16 protein-coding genes are annotated in these 14,985 nt (G+C 40.4%); 6 read left to right on the top strand and 10 right to left on the bottom strand.

Features of this window, described 5'->3' with window-relative positions; translation table 11 throughout:
• Positions 1 to 35 precede the first annotated feature (35 nt).
• On the bottom strand, positions 36 to 680 hold the full coding sequence (locus F896_RS18405; RefSeq protein WP_004657565.1) for a ParA family protein: 645 nt from the start codon (positions 678 to 680) through the stop codon (positions 36 to 38).
• Positions 681 to 810: 130 nt separating this feature from the next.
• On the opposite strand from F896_RS18405, the gene F896_RS18410 reads away from it, so the two are divergent.
• The gene (locus tag F896_RS18410) at positions 811 to 1,281 is read left to right on the top strand and encodes a Holliday junction resolvase-like protein (RefSeq protein WP_005317883.1); all 471 of its coding nucleotides are present in this window, start codon (positions 811 to 813) and stop codon (positions 1,279 to 1,281) included.
• On the opposite strand, the gene F896_RS18415 is transcribed toward F896_RS18410, so the two are convergent.
• Positions 1,275 to 1,910, bottom strand: a complete 636-nt coding sequence (locus F896_RS18415) for a class I SAM-dependent methyltransferase (RefSeq protein ID WP_016162250.1) — start codon at positions 1,908 to 1,910, stop codon at positions 1,275 to 1,277. The genes F896_RS18410 and F896_RS18415 overlap by 7 nt on opposite strands.
• Positions 1,911 to 2,072: 162 nt before the next feature.
• Between F896_RS18415 and F896_RS18420 the strand changes: the two genes are divergently transcribed.
• On the top strand, positions 2,073 to 2,636 hold the full coding sequence (locus tag F896_RS18420; RefSeq protein WP_016162249.1) for a hypothetical protein: 564 nt from the start codon (positions 2,073 to 2,075) through the stop codon (positions 2,634 to 2,636).
• Between the two features lie 58 nt (positions 2,637 to 2,694).
• Here the strand turns inward: F896_RS18420 and F896_RS18425 are convergent, their stop codons facing one another.
• Together F896_RS18425 and F896_RS18430 are read right to left on the bottom strand one after the other, a co-directional pair.
• Positions 2,695 to 3,258, bottom strand: coding sequence for a hypothetical protein (locus F896_RS18425; protein WP_016162248.1), 564 nt, complete (start codon positions 3,256 to 3,258; stop codon positions 2,695 to 2,697).
• Between the two features lie 19 nt (positions 3,259 to 3,277).
• Complete coding sequence (locus F896_RS18430; protein ID WP_016162247.1) at positions 3,278 to 4,057, bottom strand: class I SAM-dependent methyltransferase; 780 nt, start codon at positions 4,055 to 4,057, stop codon at positions 3,278 to 3,280.
• A 121-nt stretch (positions 4,058 to 4,178) separates the two neighbouring features.
• Between F896_RS18430 and F896_RS18435 the strand changes: the two genes are divergently transcribed.
• Positions 4,179 to 5,450: a hypothetical protein gene (locus F896_RS18435; protein ID WP_016162246.1), complete on the top strand. Its 1,272-nt coding sequence runs from the start codon at positions 4,179 to 4,181 to the stop codon at positions 5,448 to 5,450.
• A gap of 65 nt (positions 5,451 to 5,515) precedes the next feature.
• On the opposite strand, the gene F896_RS18440 is transcribed toward F896_RS18435, so the two are convergent.
• A complete protein-coding gene (locus F896_RS18440; protein ID WP_016162245.1) occupies positions 5,516 to 6,124 on the bottom strand; it encodes a hypothetical protein in 609 nt (202 codons plus the stop codon).
• A 412-nt stretch (positions 6,125 to 6,536) separates the two neighbouring features.
• Here F896_RS18440 and F896_RS18445 point away from each other — a divergent pair, with 412 nt between their 5' ends.
• The 3 genes from F896_RS18445 to F896_RS18455 all read left to right on the top strand — a co-directional run bounded on the left by F896_RS18445 (position 6,537) and on the right by F896_RS18455 (position 9,574).
• On the top strand, positions 6,537 to 7,505 hold the full coding sequence (locus tag F896_RS18445; protein WP_014538385.1) for an IS30 family transposase: 969 nt from the start codon (positions 6,537 to 6,539) through the stop codon (positions 7,503 to 7,505).
• A 325-nt stretch (positions 7,506 to 7,830) separates the two neighbouring features.
• Positions 7,831 to 8,142, top strand: coding sequence for a hypothetical protein (locus F896_RS18450; protein ID WP_016162244.1), 312 nt, complete (start codon positions 7,831 to 7,833; stop codon positions 8,140 to 8,142).
• Between the two features lie 76 nt (positions 8,143 to 8,218).
• Positions 8,219 to 9,574: a S8 family serine peptidase gene (locus tag F896_RS18455; protein WP_016162243.1), complete on the top strand. Its 1,356-nt coding sequence runs from the start codon at positions 8,219 to 8,221 to the stop codon at positions 9,572 to 9,574.
• Between the two features lie 94 nt (positions 9,575 to 9,668).
• Here the strand turns inward: F896_RS18455 and F896_RS18460 are convergent, their stop codons facing one another.
• The 5 genes from F896_RS18460 to glyQ all read right to left on the bottom strand — a co-directional run bounded on the left by F896_RS18460 (position 9,669) and on the right by glyQ (position 14,560).
• Positions 9,669 to 10,079: a hypothetical protein gene (locus tag F896_RS18460; RefSeq protein ID WP_016162242.1), complete on the bottom strand. Its 411-nt coding sequence runs from the start codon at positions 10,077 to 10,079 to the stop codon at positions 9,669 to 9,671.
• A 223-nt stretch (positions 10,080 to 10,302) separates the two neighbouring features.
• Positions 10,303 to 10,725, bottom strand: a complete 423-nt coding sequence (locus tag F896_RS18465) for a hypothetical protein (RefSeq protein WP_016162241.1) — start codon at positions 10,723 to 10,725, stop codon at positions 10,303 to 10,305.
• Positions 10,726 to 11,014: 289 nt separating this feature from the next.
• Positions 11,015 to 11,425 carry a hypothetical protein gene (locus F896_RS18470; protein WP_016162240.1) on the bottom strand — a complete coding sequence of 137 codons (411 nt, stop codon included), beginning with the start codon at positions 11,423 to 11,425 and terminating at the stop codon, positions 11,015 to 11,017.
• Between the two features lie 76 nt (positions 11,426 to 11,501).
• Positions 11,502 to 13,571, bottom strand: a complete 2,070-nt coding sequence (glyS, locus tag F896_RS18475; RefSeq protein WP_016162239.1) for a glycine--tRNA ligase subunit beta — start codon at positions 13,569 to 13,571, stop codon at positions 11,502 to 11,504.
• Positions 13,571 to 14,560: a glycine--tRNA ligase subunit alpha gene (glyQ, locus tag F896_RS18480; protein WP_004775941.1), complete on the bottom strand. Its 990-nt coding sequence runs from the start codon at positions 14,558 to 14,560 to the stop codon at positions 13,571 to 13,573. The genes glyS and glyQ overlap by 1 nt, the downstream gene beginning before the upstream one ends.
• Positions 14,561 to 14,985 lie beyond the last annotated feature (425 nt).

The raw sequence follows: 14,985 nt of genomic DNA, 5'->3' as shown, positions 1-14,985 counted from the left end.
TCTGATATCAAAAGATTACGTTTCTTTGCAAAGCCTTAGAACCACTCGCTCGGATCATCGACCAATTGATTTAAAACAGGCTGCCATTGGCTTTGGATGCTGACAAAGTTTTTCTGAGTTTTATCAAACACACTCAGTCCTTGCATCGCCAAGGTACCATAAGCACTACGTTCGGAAATCCAAGCCACAGGATCTTGCTCAATCTTGCTAAAGAAGTCCTGAATATCTTTGGAACTGGCACTGTTCGGTTTGACGCGATTGGCAATCAACAGGATTTGTACCTTACCTTTACGAATACGCTTAATGTCTTGTAAATGTTTTAAGAAGCGACGGGTACTGTCGATATCAAAGAACGATGGCTGCAACGGTGTCACAATCGCATGTGCCTCGCTGACCAGTTGTTCGGCATGTTCGCCTGAGAGCGCACCAGGCGCATCGATAATTAAATAATCTAAATTCTTGGGTGCTTCGCCAATGGATTTTTCATGTCGCCAATCCAGACTTTGAATACCTGTGACGGTTTCAGGACGTTGCTTGAGCCATTGCAAAGACGATTTTTGGTTGTCAGCGTCAGCCAGCGCAACCTTATATCCTTTTTGAGATAATGCTGCAGCAAGTGTAATAGCTGTCATGGTCTTGCCACAGCCACCTTTTTGATTTGCGATTAATATGGTTTTCATGAAATTAGATTTATTAACTAGGCTCTCGTATTCGTTTATACCTTAGCATCTTTTTCGGTCAAGTGTGTTACACATGACAAAAGTTTAATGTTGCAGTTAAATAGCTGCATTCAAGAAAAGGAAAGTTGATATGTCTGTTTGGCTTGCGATGCTGATTGGTGGTTGTATTGGTGTCGTGATTACGACGATTATTTTATCCAGTACACGTAATGGTCGGATTCAGGCTGAGTATGAAAAATATATCGCCGAACTAGAGTTAGAACATAAACAGGCTTTGCTTGATGCTCAGAAGCGCAGCGTCAATACCAGTCGCGCGGTATTGAAAGGGAAAATGGCAGAGCAGTTTGCACCGATCCTGCCTGAGTTCCGTTATTTACCAAGCGATGCTAAGTTTTTAGGTGATCCAGTCGACTACGTTATTTTTGATGGTTATACCGATTTTCGCGATGGCGATGGTACAGCCGAAGATATTGAAGTGATTTTACTGGATATTAAAAGCGGTGGCGCACGCTTAAGCAAAGGACAGCAGGCGATTGCTCAAGCGGTCACAGAGGGGCGTATTCGTTTTGAAACCTTGCGAATCGATTTTGAAGGTCAATGAGCAATATCTAATTTTTGTACACGCGCCAACAGCATTGTTTGTGCGACAGCAGGAATACCTTCTGCATCAAAATATTCTTTTTCGATGAATTTAAATTTGGCTTGTAAGAGCTGGCGTTCAATGTCTCGGTTTAGATGACAACCATCGGCAATACGTTTTTGAATTGGAGTCAGCAGCGTTTGCAAAGATTGTATTTTTGTTGAGTTTGGATGTTTGACATGCTCAACAAGATGGAAGGTTCCTGTTGGTTTCAGCACCCGATGTATTTCAGCCAATGCTTGGTCTAAATGCGCAATACTGCATAAGGTCCATGTTGAAACAATATGATCTAAAGACGCATCTGCAAAGGGGAGTTTTTCTGCACTGGATTGTACATGTTTCACATAAAAGGGAGCATGTTGTACACGATCTACTGCCAGTTGATAAATATCCGAATTGGGTTCTAAGGCGTACACTGAATCAACATTACCATAAAAGGGAATATTGAGCCCTGTACCAAAACCAATTTCGAGTACTTCACCTTCGAGTGGAAGTAATAATTCACGACGTCGATCCATCAAGCTGGCGGTTTGCATGACCTGATTGAGCAAATGAGGAAAGATATGACGTTGGTAGAATTGGTAAATCATAGAGATCCATTCGTTGGTTTTAATAAAGAGGATACTTCACTAACAGCACAAAAATATGACTAAAATGAATTTGACTGTTACCAAAAAAAGCACTTTTTTTCACCATCTCAGCATACTATCAAGGGAAAGGCTTTTCTAATATTTTTCGAGGATAATCGAGCCATGAAAAAACGTCTATGGATGAGTTTATGCATGGTGGCTGCAATTGGGCAAACACATGCATCAACGGGTCAGGCAGAATATAACATTGCCAATGGCTTAGCGCCTGTTGTGGAATATCAATCGATTTCGGTGTTAAAACCTTTTGATGGTAATTTCCGTATTCTCGGATCAAAAGTTTATCACGACGATGAGCAAGCCAAATTTTCTCCAATTGATTATGCGGTGAGTTTGGGGTTGTTTACTGATCCTGCGATCGCACGGACGATTGATGTACGTCAATATGACCGTTATCTAAATTGGAAAATGAATACGCTGCCTGTGCCACCTGATCAAGCGATCAAATTGGTGTCCAATATGCATATTATTCCTGCCAATCCGGAAATTGCCAAACAAATCAAGCAAGTAAAACGTGGTGACTTGGTTCAACTCAAAGGTGAGCTGGTTGAGGTCCGTGATAAGGACTTGGTGTGGAAATCTTCTTTAACCCCAGGTGGGGTTGGCGATGGCGCATGTGAATTATTTCGTGTGAGTTCTATTCAGTGGATCGAAAAACAAAATATTTAATTAGATAGCGATCTAAATAAAAAAGAGGGTAAGAAACCCTCTTTTTTATAGCTGTGAATTATTCAGCCTGCATCTTGGTTTCAGGTGTTTGCGCATTTCTCCAATGATGTAATTGGCTTTGCGCATGTAAATATTCATTCAGATGATTGACTTGTTTGTTTGCGTTAGTCTGATTCGATACATTTCCTTGTTCTAAGACTTTGGCTTGTTGTTCCCAATAGTCGTAGAGCAAGCCTTGGATATAACGCCCTTGTTCAGTTTTTAACTCTAAATCTTTCAGCATGGCAAGCGCAGATTTTACATTGTCCTTTTGGCGCTGCTGTTCAAATTCAGGTGTTAACGTATTGGCTTCTTTCATTTTGGCCAATTCAATTTCCATACTATCGCTCATGTCGGTAAAGCGATTGTCATAATCTTCTAAAATCGCAATATCATGACCATCATCTGCTGTGGCAGGGAATTGCTTGATTGGCGTTTGATTCAGCTGGCCAATCGCATCATTACTTGCACTGCTTTGCTGTTCTTGCTTTGCAGTCGGCTCTTTGTCCTTATTACAAGCACTGAGCATCAGCGCTGAACTGAGTACACAGGTGATGGCAAATGTGGTTTTTAGGTTAGGCATAGCGCGACTCGTTCAAGAATTAATTGGATATTTTCTGAAAATGGTAGGCAAAGGTGGTATAGGGGAAACTAATCTGATCTTGCGCAGTTAAGCCAGTAAAATCAAATACAATTTGTTCAAACTTTGCTTTTAACTGTTGTTGCTCTGTTGAGGGCATCGCGGCAATAAAACTGGTAGACAGCAAGCGTTTACTCACTACCTGTTCGACAGTGCCCTGATGCGCCTGTTGAAAGGTCGTTAATCCATCCAGTTTAAATAAGGATTGTCCTTCAAAAACCTGTTTCCATAATTCACTATGATAACGAGGGGTATCGCCTTCTAAAGGTGCAATTTCATCGGCTAAGGCTTTGACCCAATTAACAGCGGTATCGCGTTGATTCCAGATCAGCCCTAGATGGCCTGATGGCTTAAGTACCCGATATATTTCATTGAGCGTTTCGATATTGGCAAACCAGTGGAATGATTGAGCACAGAGAATTGCATCAATTGACGCATCGGCGAATGGTAGTTCGCTACTGAATGCTTGCAGACAATCGACTGTCGGATAAGCTTGTTGAAGCTGCTGCAACATTTCAGTAACAGGCTCGATAGCGATCACTTTTGCCTGCGTTTGAATTAGATAAGGTAAGAATTTGCCAGTCCCTGCACCGAGGTCTATAACAGTGGAACTTTCACCTATTTGGAGGCGATCTTGCAGCCAAACCGCTATTTCTTGTGGGTAACTGGGACGAACCTGTTGGTACAGTTCGGCCCCTAAACTAAAGCCTTTTTGAGCAGCAGGATGTAAGGATTGTGTCATTTTTTGCGCTTTTTAATCTGTTTTATCTCTATAAAATAAGATACTCCGCAATTATGGTTTGGCAAAGCCATCATTTGGTGACTTTTTGCTACAGACCTAGGATTAACTTTTCAGTGTGAGCATGGATAAGCAAATAATATTTGAAGATGAGCATATTCGCGTTATTTTTTTAAAAGGTTCAAGTGACACTTTAGTGATTTCGTTTGGCGATTTGATTAGTCGCGCTAAAGGCATGTCAATTAATGCTGAAAAATCCTTAATAAAATATCAATACAATGTGATCGGCATTATGCCGAAGCAAAAATCATGGTTTCCGAAAAGTAGCATGTTGCAGATGCAGCAGCAGATTCAACCGATTTTGCAGCAATTTAAAGGCATTGTCGGCTATGGCGGCTCAATGGGTGGTTATGCTGCAATCAAATATTCAAATTTATTGAATATGCAAAAGATTGTGGCTTTTGTACCGCAGTATTCTATTGACCCTAGTGTGGTACAAGATCGCCGTTATGCTGAGTTTTTTGATGCGTCTATCCATCAAGACATGCAGATTCAGGTAGATGAAGTAGATTCATCGCGTGAATATATTATCGTCTATGATCCTTACTATGCCGAAGATAAAGAGCATTTTTTAAAGATCCAACCCTTATTGCCTAAAATGCATGTGATACATTTGCCATTTACAGGACATGAAGCACTTTCGGTCTTGGCAAGTTCTCAGTTGTTGAATGATTTTGTGGTTAAACCATTTGAAATCACTTATTTCTATAAGCGGGTTCGAGAGGTTAAAAAGCAAAGTAAGTTCTATTATCGACATGTGTTGGATGCTTTGTTGCCGCGCCATAATCAGGCTTTATTAAAAATACTGCAACAGAACGACATTGCCTTAGATGAGCGTTATTTTGATGCTGCTCTCAAACAAAAACTGGTACAGCAGCTGTTTAATCTAAAACAAGGCACTGAACAGAATTTACATAAGCTGGGCGTACATCTGCATTTTGCACAACATAGCGAGACTCAAGCCGCCAATGTGGTGAATGTGCAGAATCAGTTTTTGGTCTTTAATTTGGCAAGCTTGAAATTAGAGAGTTATAACCCTGAGATCATTGCGGCCAATCCAGCCTATCTATTGCCATTAAACCTGACTGCTAATAGTTTGGTGAAGCTCAGATTGAATGATGAATATTATTTACTGAGCATGAATGATCGTGGAATTCACAAATTGGTCAAAGAGGGCGAACCTTTTGCGCTGGATCAATCGCCGTTGGTGTTTAAACACTACGCCGATTTTTATAGTTTGAGTTATAAGCAACTGACCTTAAGTTGTGATGCATCTGGCTTTACTCAATTCATTGAGAATAATGCGGACGAGCAAACCAAGCTACAACTTTGCTGAGCGTTGCAATGACAATAAAAAAGCCCTTTGAACGTTCAAAGGGCTTTTTGATATTTTACAGCGTATTAATTCGCACCAATTTTTGCATTGGTATTGACGTTGGCATTTACACCTAATACTTTAACGCCAACATTCGCACCTGTTTGCAGGTTCTTTTTATCAGCGTTCAAACCTGTTTTTGCATTTACGGCAGTTGTTTTGCCATTCAATTGTGCTTTGGCATTGGTTTGTGCTTCCAAATTCAATGATTTAGAAGTTGCCTGTTTATCCGCAATGCGCTGTTTTACATTTGCAGTCGTATCTGCAGCGAATTCTTTACCATCAACCGCCTTCTCTACAGCATAGTCTTTGGTATTTTTTACGACTTCACCTGTTTTATTCGCGACTTTAGCACCAACATTCGTTGCCGTGTTAACGGTTTGATGCGTGGCTGCAACGCCAGTATTTAACGCAGCATGACCGACATTATGTGCAGTATGACCAACACCTTGAGCCACTTGACCGACGCCTTGTGCTGTACCTTTCACTGCACCTGTGACACCTTTAAGTAGGCCACCTGATTGTACATTGACTTCAGCTGAGCCACTGGCATTTGCGCCTACGTTCTGCGCAAAAACTGAAGCAGAAGCGAGGATAGAGGTTGTCACGATAGCTGTTTTGATCATTTTTTTCATTGCGATTTCCTTAAGCGATGTACCGTATTGGGGTACTTCATTAACGCAATTGCATCATAGCCAGCAAAAAGTAGAAATCTATGGATTTCATCAAAACGTTACAACCTGATTACAGCTTAAAAACACTTTAGAAGGGAATTATGGAGAGCGATTACACGCATAAGAACGTGAAAAAGATCATTTTTAAAATCATATAGGCTTCTGTTACTCATCAGTTTCGGAAAAAAATTAAGATAAAAAGTAATCGTGATTTGGTTATGTTTTAGCAAAAATAATATGAAAATTATGAATAAATAAATAGGGCAGAGTAAAACTTGAAGTGCGACATAAACCACCTAATTAATTTAAAGGGTTTATGGAGTATATAAAATTGTCATACCATCATCTTAACTTTGAAGATCGTACTGCATTAATGCTTGAGTCAAGAAAAGAAGGCTTTTCAGCCAGAAAATTTGCTGAACTCATTAAAAGACATCCTAGTACGATCTATCGTGAGCTTAAAAGAAATAGCATCAATGACGTTTATCAAGCTCGATATGCTTCTGATAACACCTTCGCTAGACGTAGACGTGGTCACAGAAAACTCAAAATCGATTCAATCCTCTGGAAATTTATTGTTGAAGCGATCCGTTGTTTATGGTCTCCTCAGCAAATAGCAAAGCGTTTAAAGACATTTCCTGATTTGGATCAAACAATGAATGTAAGCCATACAACGATTTATTCAACGATACGAGCATTACCAAAGGGTGAGTTGAAAAAAGACTTATTATCCTGTCTGCGTCATGAAAATAAAAAGCGAAAAGCTAACGGTGAACCTAAAAAAGATTCTATATTACAGGATATTAAAACTATTCATGAGCGCCCAGCCGAAGTTCAAGAAAGAAAAATACCGGGTCATTGGGAAGCTGATTTAATTAAAGGTAAAGACAATAAAAGTTCGATAGCAACACTTATTGAACGAAATACACGGCTCTGTATCTTGGCAACATTACCTGATGCAAAGGCAGAATCAGTGCGCAAGGCTTTAACTGAAGCTCTGAAATATTTACCTGCAGAACTGCGTAAAACGTTGACCTATGACCGTGGACGCGAGATGGCAGAACATAAAATACTTGAAGAAGATTTAGGCATAGATGTATATTTCTGTGACCCACATTCACCCTGGCAAAAAGGCACATGCGAAAATATGAATGGTTTAATTAGGCAATATTTACCTAAAGGGATTGATTTAAATCAGGCAGATCAGCATTATTTAAATCAAGTTGCCATGTCACTGAATACTCGTCCTAGAAAAGCGTTAGATTGGCTTACACCATTAGAGAAATTTGCTCAGCTTGTTGATTATCATAAGACTTTTCAAACTGTCGCACCTCATGTTTGAATTCGCCCAGCTTTAAACCGATTCAAAAAAGATCAAAATAATGGCATTTTTATTGCTTGGTATAACTATGTGAAATTGTGATTGCACTTTTTTAGTCATTTCATTTTTTTCATCGTGTTTGCTGTGCGTAGAAATTTTGCACTAGGAAGCACAAGATTAAACACCATGATGCCGCTATATTTTTTATAAACCCACGATTCAGATCGTATTTTATTTAAAGATATATGTGAAATATAAAGTGAATCTTAAATTGTATTCGCATTATTTATAGAAAAAGAATTGAAAACCAAGTAATGGCCAGTAAATAAAGCGCTGGAGAATATGAATGAAACAGATCGCAGCATTTTTAATTGTATTGATTGCACTGGGTGTGGTGGTTTTCTACTTTGAACCTGCCGAACCGACCAGTTCAACAGACGATACCGCAATTTATCAGATCAGCCCTGATCATTCAGGGAATATTTCAACCGTTTTAACCAAACAGGAGGTGAACACAACCGAACATACCACATCACATATGTTGAAAAAATTGGAGACAACTCAAAAAGATACCCAATTTTATGATACGAAAAGCGATCCTTCGATACAACCGATTGATCCTGACACTGATCCAGCCAATGAAATTAAAAAACTTTAAATCGTCTGGGTTTCTTTTATCCAAGAAAAACAGATATTAAGAACCGTTCTTTATCCAAGAACGATGGAGATCAATAGTGAACAATAAAACCTTACTACTTTTAAGCTTGTGTGCTTTTTATACCACCACAACCTCTGCCGCAGCACTCGATGCTGTTCAACTCAAACAACGACTCAGCACCGCAGCATTAAATAAAGTGTCGAATGGCAAAATTAATATTGATGCCTTAGTCGACAATGATTCAAATGATCTACTGATTGAATACGATAGCAGTGCAACGAGCACTACTTTAGGGCGAGAAAAACGTAGCCTGATCGCGGATGGTAAAAGTCAGTTCAAAAATAAATTTAGCAACGCAGCAGGTTTTCAAACCTTACGCGAGTTTAATGGCTTGCCTTTGGGCTTATATCGTATTCAAAATCGTGAAACCTTAGCGCAAGTGTTAAATGATCCGACGGTAAAAGGTGTTTATCCAAACCGTAAAAATGTCCCGACCACAATGGAAAGTCTACCTTTAATTAACCAACCTCAAGCGGTTACAAATGGCTTTACTGGGGAGGGTTCGAGTGTGGTGGTGATTGATACTGGGGTGAATTATAAACATGCTGACTTTGGCTGTACTGCAGTCAATACCCCAGCTTCAACTTGTCGTGTGGTCTATGCCTTTGATAGCGCACCAGATGACAATAGCTTGGATGATGATGGACATGGCAGTAACGTTTCTGGGATTGTTGCCAAAGTTGCATCTAAAACCAAAATTATTGGGATTGATGTGTTTAGAAAAGTTCGATCACAAGGGCAATGGGCAAGTACAGCATATGACAGTGATATTCTGGCAGGCATTAACTGGGCCGTAAATAATGCACAAACCTATAACATTAAAGCGATTAATTTAAGCTTGGGTGTACCTGGGGTGAAATATACCTCTGAATGTAGCAATAGTAGCTATAGTACGGCTTTTGCCAATGCGCGTGCAGCAGGTGTTGTACCTGTAGTGGCTTCGGGTAATGATGCCTTCGCCGATGGGATTTCTTCACCAGCCTGTGTGAAAGGTGCAGTACGAGTAGGTGCGGTGTACGATAGTAATATTGGTGGGGTGTCTTGGGGCAATCCATTGAAATGCTCTGATCCAACCACAGCTGCCGATAAAATCACATGCTTTAGTAATGGTGGCTCACTGGTGACTTTATTGGCACCAGGTGCAATGATTACCGCGGGTGGTGAAACTCAAGGTGGAACTTCACAGGCAGCGCCTCATGTTGCAGGGGCAATCGCATTATTACGTGCCAATGGCGTGACACCATCAGAGACCATCGATCAAACCGTAAATCGTTTAAGAGTTACAGGTAAACCGATTACCGATACGCGAACTGGTTTGGTGTTCCCACGTATTGATTTACTGTCTGCAACCAGTGGACTCAGTTCGAATTAAGATTATTTTATAGTTTAAAGATCGATCCAAAAAATAGTTTAAAAGCCATGACGCGTTGCAGCTAGAGATAGATGCAACGCGTTTTTTTATAGGCTTAATGACATTGTGCTAGCTTATCCGCACTAAAGTTACTTTGTAGTTTGTGAAAATTGGCTTGAACAGTCGCATCTTGCACATCAAAGGCTGTTGCGGTTGTTGGTTGAGCAAGCATTTTATCTTTATAGTGTTTAGTGGTAGAGCTTGCTGAAATTAAACCATTTTGGTTAAAGCTCCAATGTTCAACCGCCTGACCGCCATCAAAATATCCCGTAAATTCGATGTTGCAGTGTTGGCCTTGTTTGCTTAGTTTTGCAATATTACCTTCAGTGGATGGTGTGGCACCAATATTGTTCACTTGCTGTAATGTTTGTGTGCCATTGTTCTGTGTAGAGAGTACTGAGCAAGCAGTAAAACTGATTGCACTGATGCAGGAAAGAAGAATGATTTTGAAAGTGCGTTGCGTCATGTGCAAAATTCCAGTCCGATGAATTTATAGGATTTAGTCTGTCGGCAAAACCCGTGAAGTTCAATGAATGTTTTGAGCGTACACTGTAAATTTAAAGCCTATTTTTCAAATCACTATAACCGAAGCAATATAAGCGAATTGTTTGCGTCAGATTTTAATAGAGCACTATTTCATTCAATTGCCCATTATAAAAAAAGCCTCTACATTGTAGAGGCTTTGGGATTTAGTTTTTTGAAGACTGACTCAGTTCAGCTCGTTCGATCGGGACATTGCCTTCATTGGTGCCAACCACAGCATCTTTGGTGTCTTGCCATTTCTTAGCTGTGTATTGCTTGGCTTTTTCGGTTTGGGCTTGTACAACTTCAGATTGTTCTTCCGTATATTTCTTGGTGTCTTGCCATTTTTCACTCATCTTTTGCGATGTGTTCTCTGATGCACCTTGGATTGAATCACCGAGATTCTGCATGCCTTTACCTGTTTTATATAGCAGGATACGACCTAGACTTGGATTGTCGCCATAGGGCATGGCTTTTTCAGGGACAGCATTAGATACATTGCTTGTGGTGCTAGTTGTGTCTGCTGCCCAGAGAGAAGAAGATGCAATCAGTGCAGTGGTTAAACATAATATTTTTACTTTATTCATCATCTTTTCTGTCCTTTCTGCGATAGCATCGCAATCGAGATTTTATATCTTATCGTTCGTTAGAAGAAAAGAGTGGGGATGATATGAAATTGATACAGTTATGTACAAAGGATGAAGTTTTATTTTAAAAATAATGACGGGAACTTTCATAGATCTCTTCATTAGAGAGCCATTTATTGTTTAACCCTGCAATATAGCTACATTCGTTATTACGATGGCCTCTTTAATGAATGCAATAATTGTGGGTGCATGAGATTGCGCAAATTGAGACAGTACCAGTTTTCAAATTGATTTATTGGATTCTTACAACTTTTTCGACACGATCTGATGAGTCATAGATCACTTGAATAATTGCTGTGTCTCCTCTAAACGCTGAGTCTGGGATTGATACCTTTTCTTTTAGTGAATCAAAGGGCAATGTACTTGCGACTAAACCACTATATAACGCTTGCCCATATAGCTTAGATGCGTTACCTCTCTTATAGAATATAAAAGTATCAATTCGTTGATCACCAATTAATTTACTTGAGCTTGGTGTAATCACTTTGGTAATAAATTCACTTCGAGCCATTCCGATAGCGATAGGATCTTGTACATTTTGATGATTCTCTATCTCTGGCTGAGCCCTAGAACTAGGATTTAAAGAACAAGCACTTTGCCCAATAGCTAAAAGAATCAGGAATAATAAAGCGTATTTTTTCATGTCGTTATAGTCTTATAAAAAGTGTAAATAAAAAAAAACCTGCTATTTCTAGCAGGTTTTTTTAATAAATACAGGCTTAACCCTGCAATACACTTACATCTGCAATCGCTGTGAATAAATCACGCAACTGAGCCAATAAACGTAAACGGTTGGCTTTTAACTCTGCATCATCTGCCATGACCATTACACCTTCAAAGAAGGCATCAATTGGTGCACGAAGCGCAGCAAGCTTAGACAATGCTTCGGTATAATTACGCGCAGCAAGTAAAGGCTGAACCACAGGCGTGAGGGCAGACAATTCGGCATAAAGCGCTTTTTCAGCAGCTTCAACTAGATTGGCTTCAACCACAGCACCTTCTGGTGTCGCTTCTTTAGCAAGAATATTGGCAACACGTTTATTTGCCGCAGCCAATGCAGCCGCTTCTGGCAATGTACGGAAATGATTGACCGCAGTCACGCGCTTGTCAAAATCAAGAGGAGACTTCGGTGCAAGTGCTTGAACCGCTTGAATCACATCAACGGCAACGCCTTGATCTTCATATTTGGCACGGTAACGACCTTCAAGGAATGCAACTGCATCCGTACGGGTTTTATCGTGATCTTTAATGATGTCGCCATAGCCTTGCAAGGCAAAGTTAACCAATTCTTCAATGGTCACATCAAGTTCATTTTCGATGATTAAACGCAAGATACCGATTGCAGAACGACGTAATGCAAATGGATCTTTAGAACCTGTTGGTGCTTGACCAATACCGAAAATACCCACTAGCGTATCTAAACGATCCGCAAGGGCAATGGTTGTACCTGTCTTAGTTTGCGGTAATACATCACCAGCAAATTTAGGTAAGTACTGTTCACCTAAAGCTTCTGCAACTTCATTATTCTCACCTTCAAGGCGTGCATAGTAAGTACCTGCAATCCCTTGAAGTTCTGGGAATTCACCCACAAGTTCAGAGGTTAAGTCACATTTCGCAAGTAACGCAGCTTTCTCAGCATCAGTAACATTTGCACCTGTAATTGGAGACAATGCCACCGCTAATTTAGCAATACGTTCTGATTTATCCCAAAGTGTGCCCAATTGCGCTTGGAATACCATGTTGGCTAATTTTTCTTTACGTGACGCAAGTGGTTGCTTTTGGTCTTGTAAGAAGAAGAATTCCGCATCAGACAAACGTGGACGTACAACTTTCTCATTCCCTTCAATAATTTGAATCGGATCTTTCGACTCAATATTTGAAATGGTAATGAAGTAAGGCTGTAATTTACCTTCGGCATTGATTAAGCAGAAATACTTTTGGTTATCCTGCATGGTGGTAATCAAAGCTTCTTGAGGAACAGCCAAATAACGCTCTTCAAAGGTCGCACGTAAAGCAACAGGCCATTCAACCAGACTTGTTACTTCATCAAGCAAGTCAGCTGGCACAATGGCAGTGGCGCTCACTTCATCAGCTAACTTCTTCACTTGTTCTTGAATGGTTGCTTGACGCTTTTCGAAGTTCGCAACCACATACGCTTTTTCTAAAGTTGCCAAGTAGTCATTTGCATGCGCCAAAGTCACTGCTTCAGGTGCATGGAAACGATGACCATAAGTCACATTACCTGCTTTATGATCTTGAATGGTTGCTTCAACCACTTGATCATCTTTCAGCAATACCACCCATTTTACTGGACGTACAAATTCAGTACGGCTTGCCGCTGAACGCATACGTTTTGCGATTGGCAAGTTATCCAATGCAGTCTGTAAAATTTGTGGCAGTAAAGCATCAAGACTTTGACCTTTGACATCTTTCAAGAAGCAAACTTTTTCAACTTTACCTGCTTGGAAAGTTGAAAGCTGGTCAACGGTAATGCCTTGACCACGCATAAAGCCATCTAGTGCTTTGGTCGGTTTGCCTTCAGCATCATAAGCAGCTTGTACCGCAGGGCCATCAAAACGTTTTTGTGTGTCCGCTTGAGCCGCATCAATATCAACAATTTTCAATGCTAAACGACGTGGAGCAGCATAGGCTTCGATCGCAGCGAAGTTTAAGCCTGCATCTTTTAGGCCTTTTTCGGTTTCTGCTTTAAGTGCATCACGCAAAGTTTTTAAGCTTTTTGGAGGAAGTTCTTCACAGCCAAGTTCGAATAAAACTGTATGTTGAGTCATTATTTATTCTCCTTCGCTTTTTCAGCTTGGGCTGCTTCTGCTTCAACTTGTGCTTTAAGTTGAGCCAATACTTCATCACGTAAATGAGGTTCTGCCATTGGGAAACCAAGTTTCGCGCGGGCCGCTACATAACTTTGTGCAATTGAACGCGCCAAAGTACGGACACGTAAAATATAACGTTGACGTTCAGTTACCGAAATCGCACCACGTGCATCCAACAAGTTAAAGCAATGAGATGCTTTGATCACTTGCTCATAAGCAGGAAGTGGCAATTCAGCTTCGATTAAACGAGACGCTTCAGCTTCATAGAAGTCAAATAATTCAAACATTTTATCGACTGGCGCGTATTCGAAGTTATAGGTTGATTGCTCAACTTCATTTTGATGGAATACGTCACCATAGGTTACGGTACCGAATTGACCTTTGGTCCAAACCAGATCGTAAACTGAGTCTACACCTTGCAGGTACATCGCCAGACGTTCTAAGCCGTAAGTGATTTCACCTGTCACTGGGTAACATTCAATACCACCGACTTGCTGGAAGTAAGTGAACTGAGTCACTTCCATACCATTTAACCAAACTTCCCAACCTAAGCCCCATGCGCCAAGCGTTGGAGATTCCCAGTTATCTTCTACGAAACGAATGTCGTGAGTGAGGGTATCAATCCCGATGGCTTTTAATGAATCGAGATAAAGCTGCTGGATATTGTCTGGATTTGGCTTAAGTACCACTTGGAACTGATAGTAGTGTTGTAAACGGTTCGGGTTTTCACCATAACGACCGTCTTTCGGACGACGTGATGGTTGAACATAAGCCGCGTTCCAAGTTTCTGGCCCCAATGCACGTAAGAAGGTTGCAGTGTGGAAAGTACCTGCGCCCATTTCCATATCATATGGTTGTAATACGACGCAGCCTTGCTCCGCCCAATAGTTTTGTAGGGCAAGAATTAAGCCCTGAAAGGTATCAATATGCGATATAGCACGACTCATGGTGCATCCACTGGAATCAAACAAAAATTGTGCTTAAGTATAAGGATTTTGTAGAGGAGTGGCAAAGGCTACTTAGGGAATTTCAGCTTTGAAGCTCTCTGAGCTTTATGGATGCTTCTCAGTAATAAAATCCAGTTGGTGATAGCAAAGGTGAGAGAGAGGCAACAGAAAATCAGAAAAAATCTAAATGAGATGATATTGATTTGGGCTGTATTGAAAATGATGATTAGGCTAGGGACAACAGTAGTAAATAAAAGGGCATAAGCCATAATGGAAAAGAAATGCAGCACTTGGTATTTTCGTAGCAACAGCTGCACAAAATAGGTTGGAAGAAAAACAAGAATGAAATAGATCAATGCAATGTACAGGACAACCAAGAACATCTCATAGAATACTTTGAATATTTCTATGGAAAAGTAATGATC

This window comes from Acinetobacter genomosp. 15BJ (assembly GCF_000400715.1).
Classification (GTDB): Bacteria; Pseudomonadota; Gammaproteobacteria; order Pseudomonadales; family Moraxellaceae; genus Acinetobacter.
Note: the sequence above shows the minus strand (reverse complement) of the source record. Positions and strands in the feature narration are given on the sequence as shown.

Excerpts from the sequence above, each read along its gene's own strand:
- F896_RS18405 (WP_004657565.1), bottom strand. The coding sequence starts at position 680 with ATGAAAACCATATTAATCGCAAATCAAAAAGGTGGCTGTGGCAAGACC.
- F896_RS18470 (WP_016162240.1), bottom strand. The coding sequence starts at position 11,425 with ATGAAAAAATACGCTTTATTATTCCTGATTCTTTTAGCTATTGGGCAA.
- F896_RS18420 (WP_016162249.1), top strand. The coding sequence starts at position 2,073 with ATGAAAAAACGTCTATGGATGAGTTTATGCATGGTGGCTGCAATTGGG.
- F896_RS18460 (WP_016162242.1), bottom strand. The coding sequence starts at position 10,079 with ATGACGCAACGCACTTTCAAAATCATTCTTCTTTCCTGCATCAGTGCA.
- F896_RS18410 (WP_005317883.1), top strand. The coding sequence starts at position 811 with ATGTCTGTTTGGCTTGCGATGCTGATTGGTGGTTGTATTGGTGTCGTG.
- glyQ (WP_004775941.1), bottom strand. The coding sequence starts at position 14,560 with ATGAGTCGTGCTATATCGCATATTGATACCTTTCAGGGCTTAATTCTT.
- F896_RS18415 (WP_016162250.1), bottom strand. The coding sequence starts at position 1,910 with ATGATTTACCAATTCTACCAACGTCATATCTTTCCTCATTTGCTCAAT.
- F896_RS18465 (WP_016162241.1), bottom strand. The coding sequence starts at position 10,725 with ATGATGAATAAAGTAAAAATATTATGTTTAACCACTGCACTGATTGCA.
- F896_RS18440 (WP_016162245.1), bottom strand. The coding sequence starts at position 6,124 with ATGAAAAAAATGATCAAAACAGCTATCGTGACAACCTCTATCCTCGCT.
- F896_RS18425 (WP_016162248.1), bottom strand. The coding sequence starts at position 3,258 with ATGCCTAACCTAAAAACCACATTTGCCATCACCTGTGTACTCAGTTCA.
- F896_RS18435 (WP_016162246.1), top strand. The coding sequence starts at position 4,179 with ATGGATAAGCAAATAATATTTGAAGATGAGCATATTCGCGTTATTTTT.
- F896_RS18445 (WP_014538385.1), top strand. The coding sequence starts at position 6,537 with ATGCTTGAGTCAAGAAAAGAAGGCTTTTCAGCCAGAAAATTTGCTGAA.
- glyS (WP_016162239.1), bottom strand. The coding sequence starts at position 13,571 with ATGACTCAACATACAGTTTTATTCGAACTTGGCTGTGAAGAACTTCCT.
- F896_RS18450 (WP_016162244.1), top strand. The coding sequence starts at position 7,831 with ATGAAACAGATCGCAGCATTTTTAATTGTATTGATTGCACTGGGTGTG.
- F896_RS18430 (WP_016162247.1), bottom strand. The coding sequence starts at position 4,057 with ATGACACAATCCTTACATCCTGCTGCTCAAAAAGGCTTTAGTTTAGGG.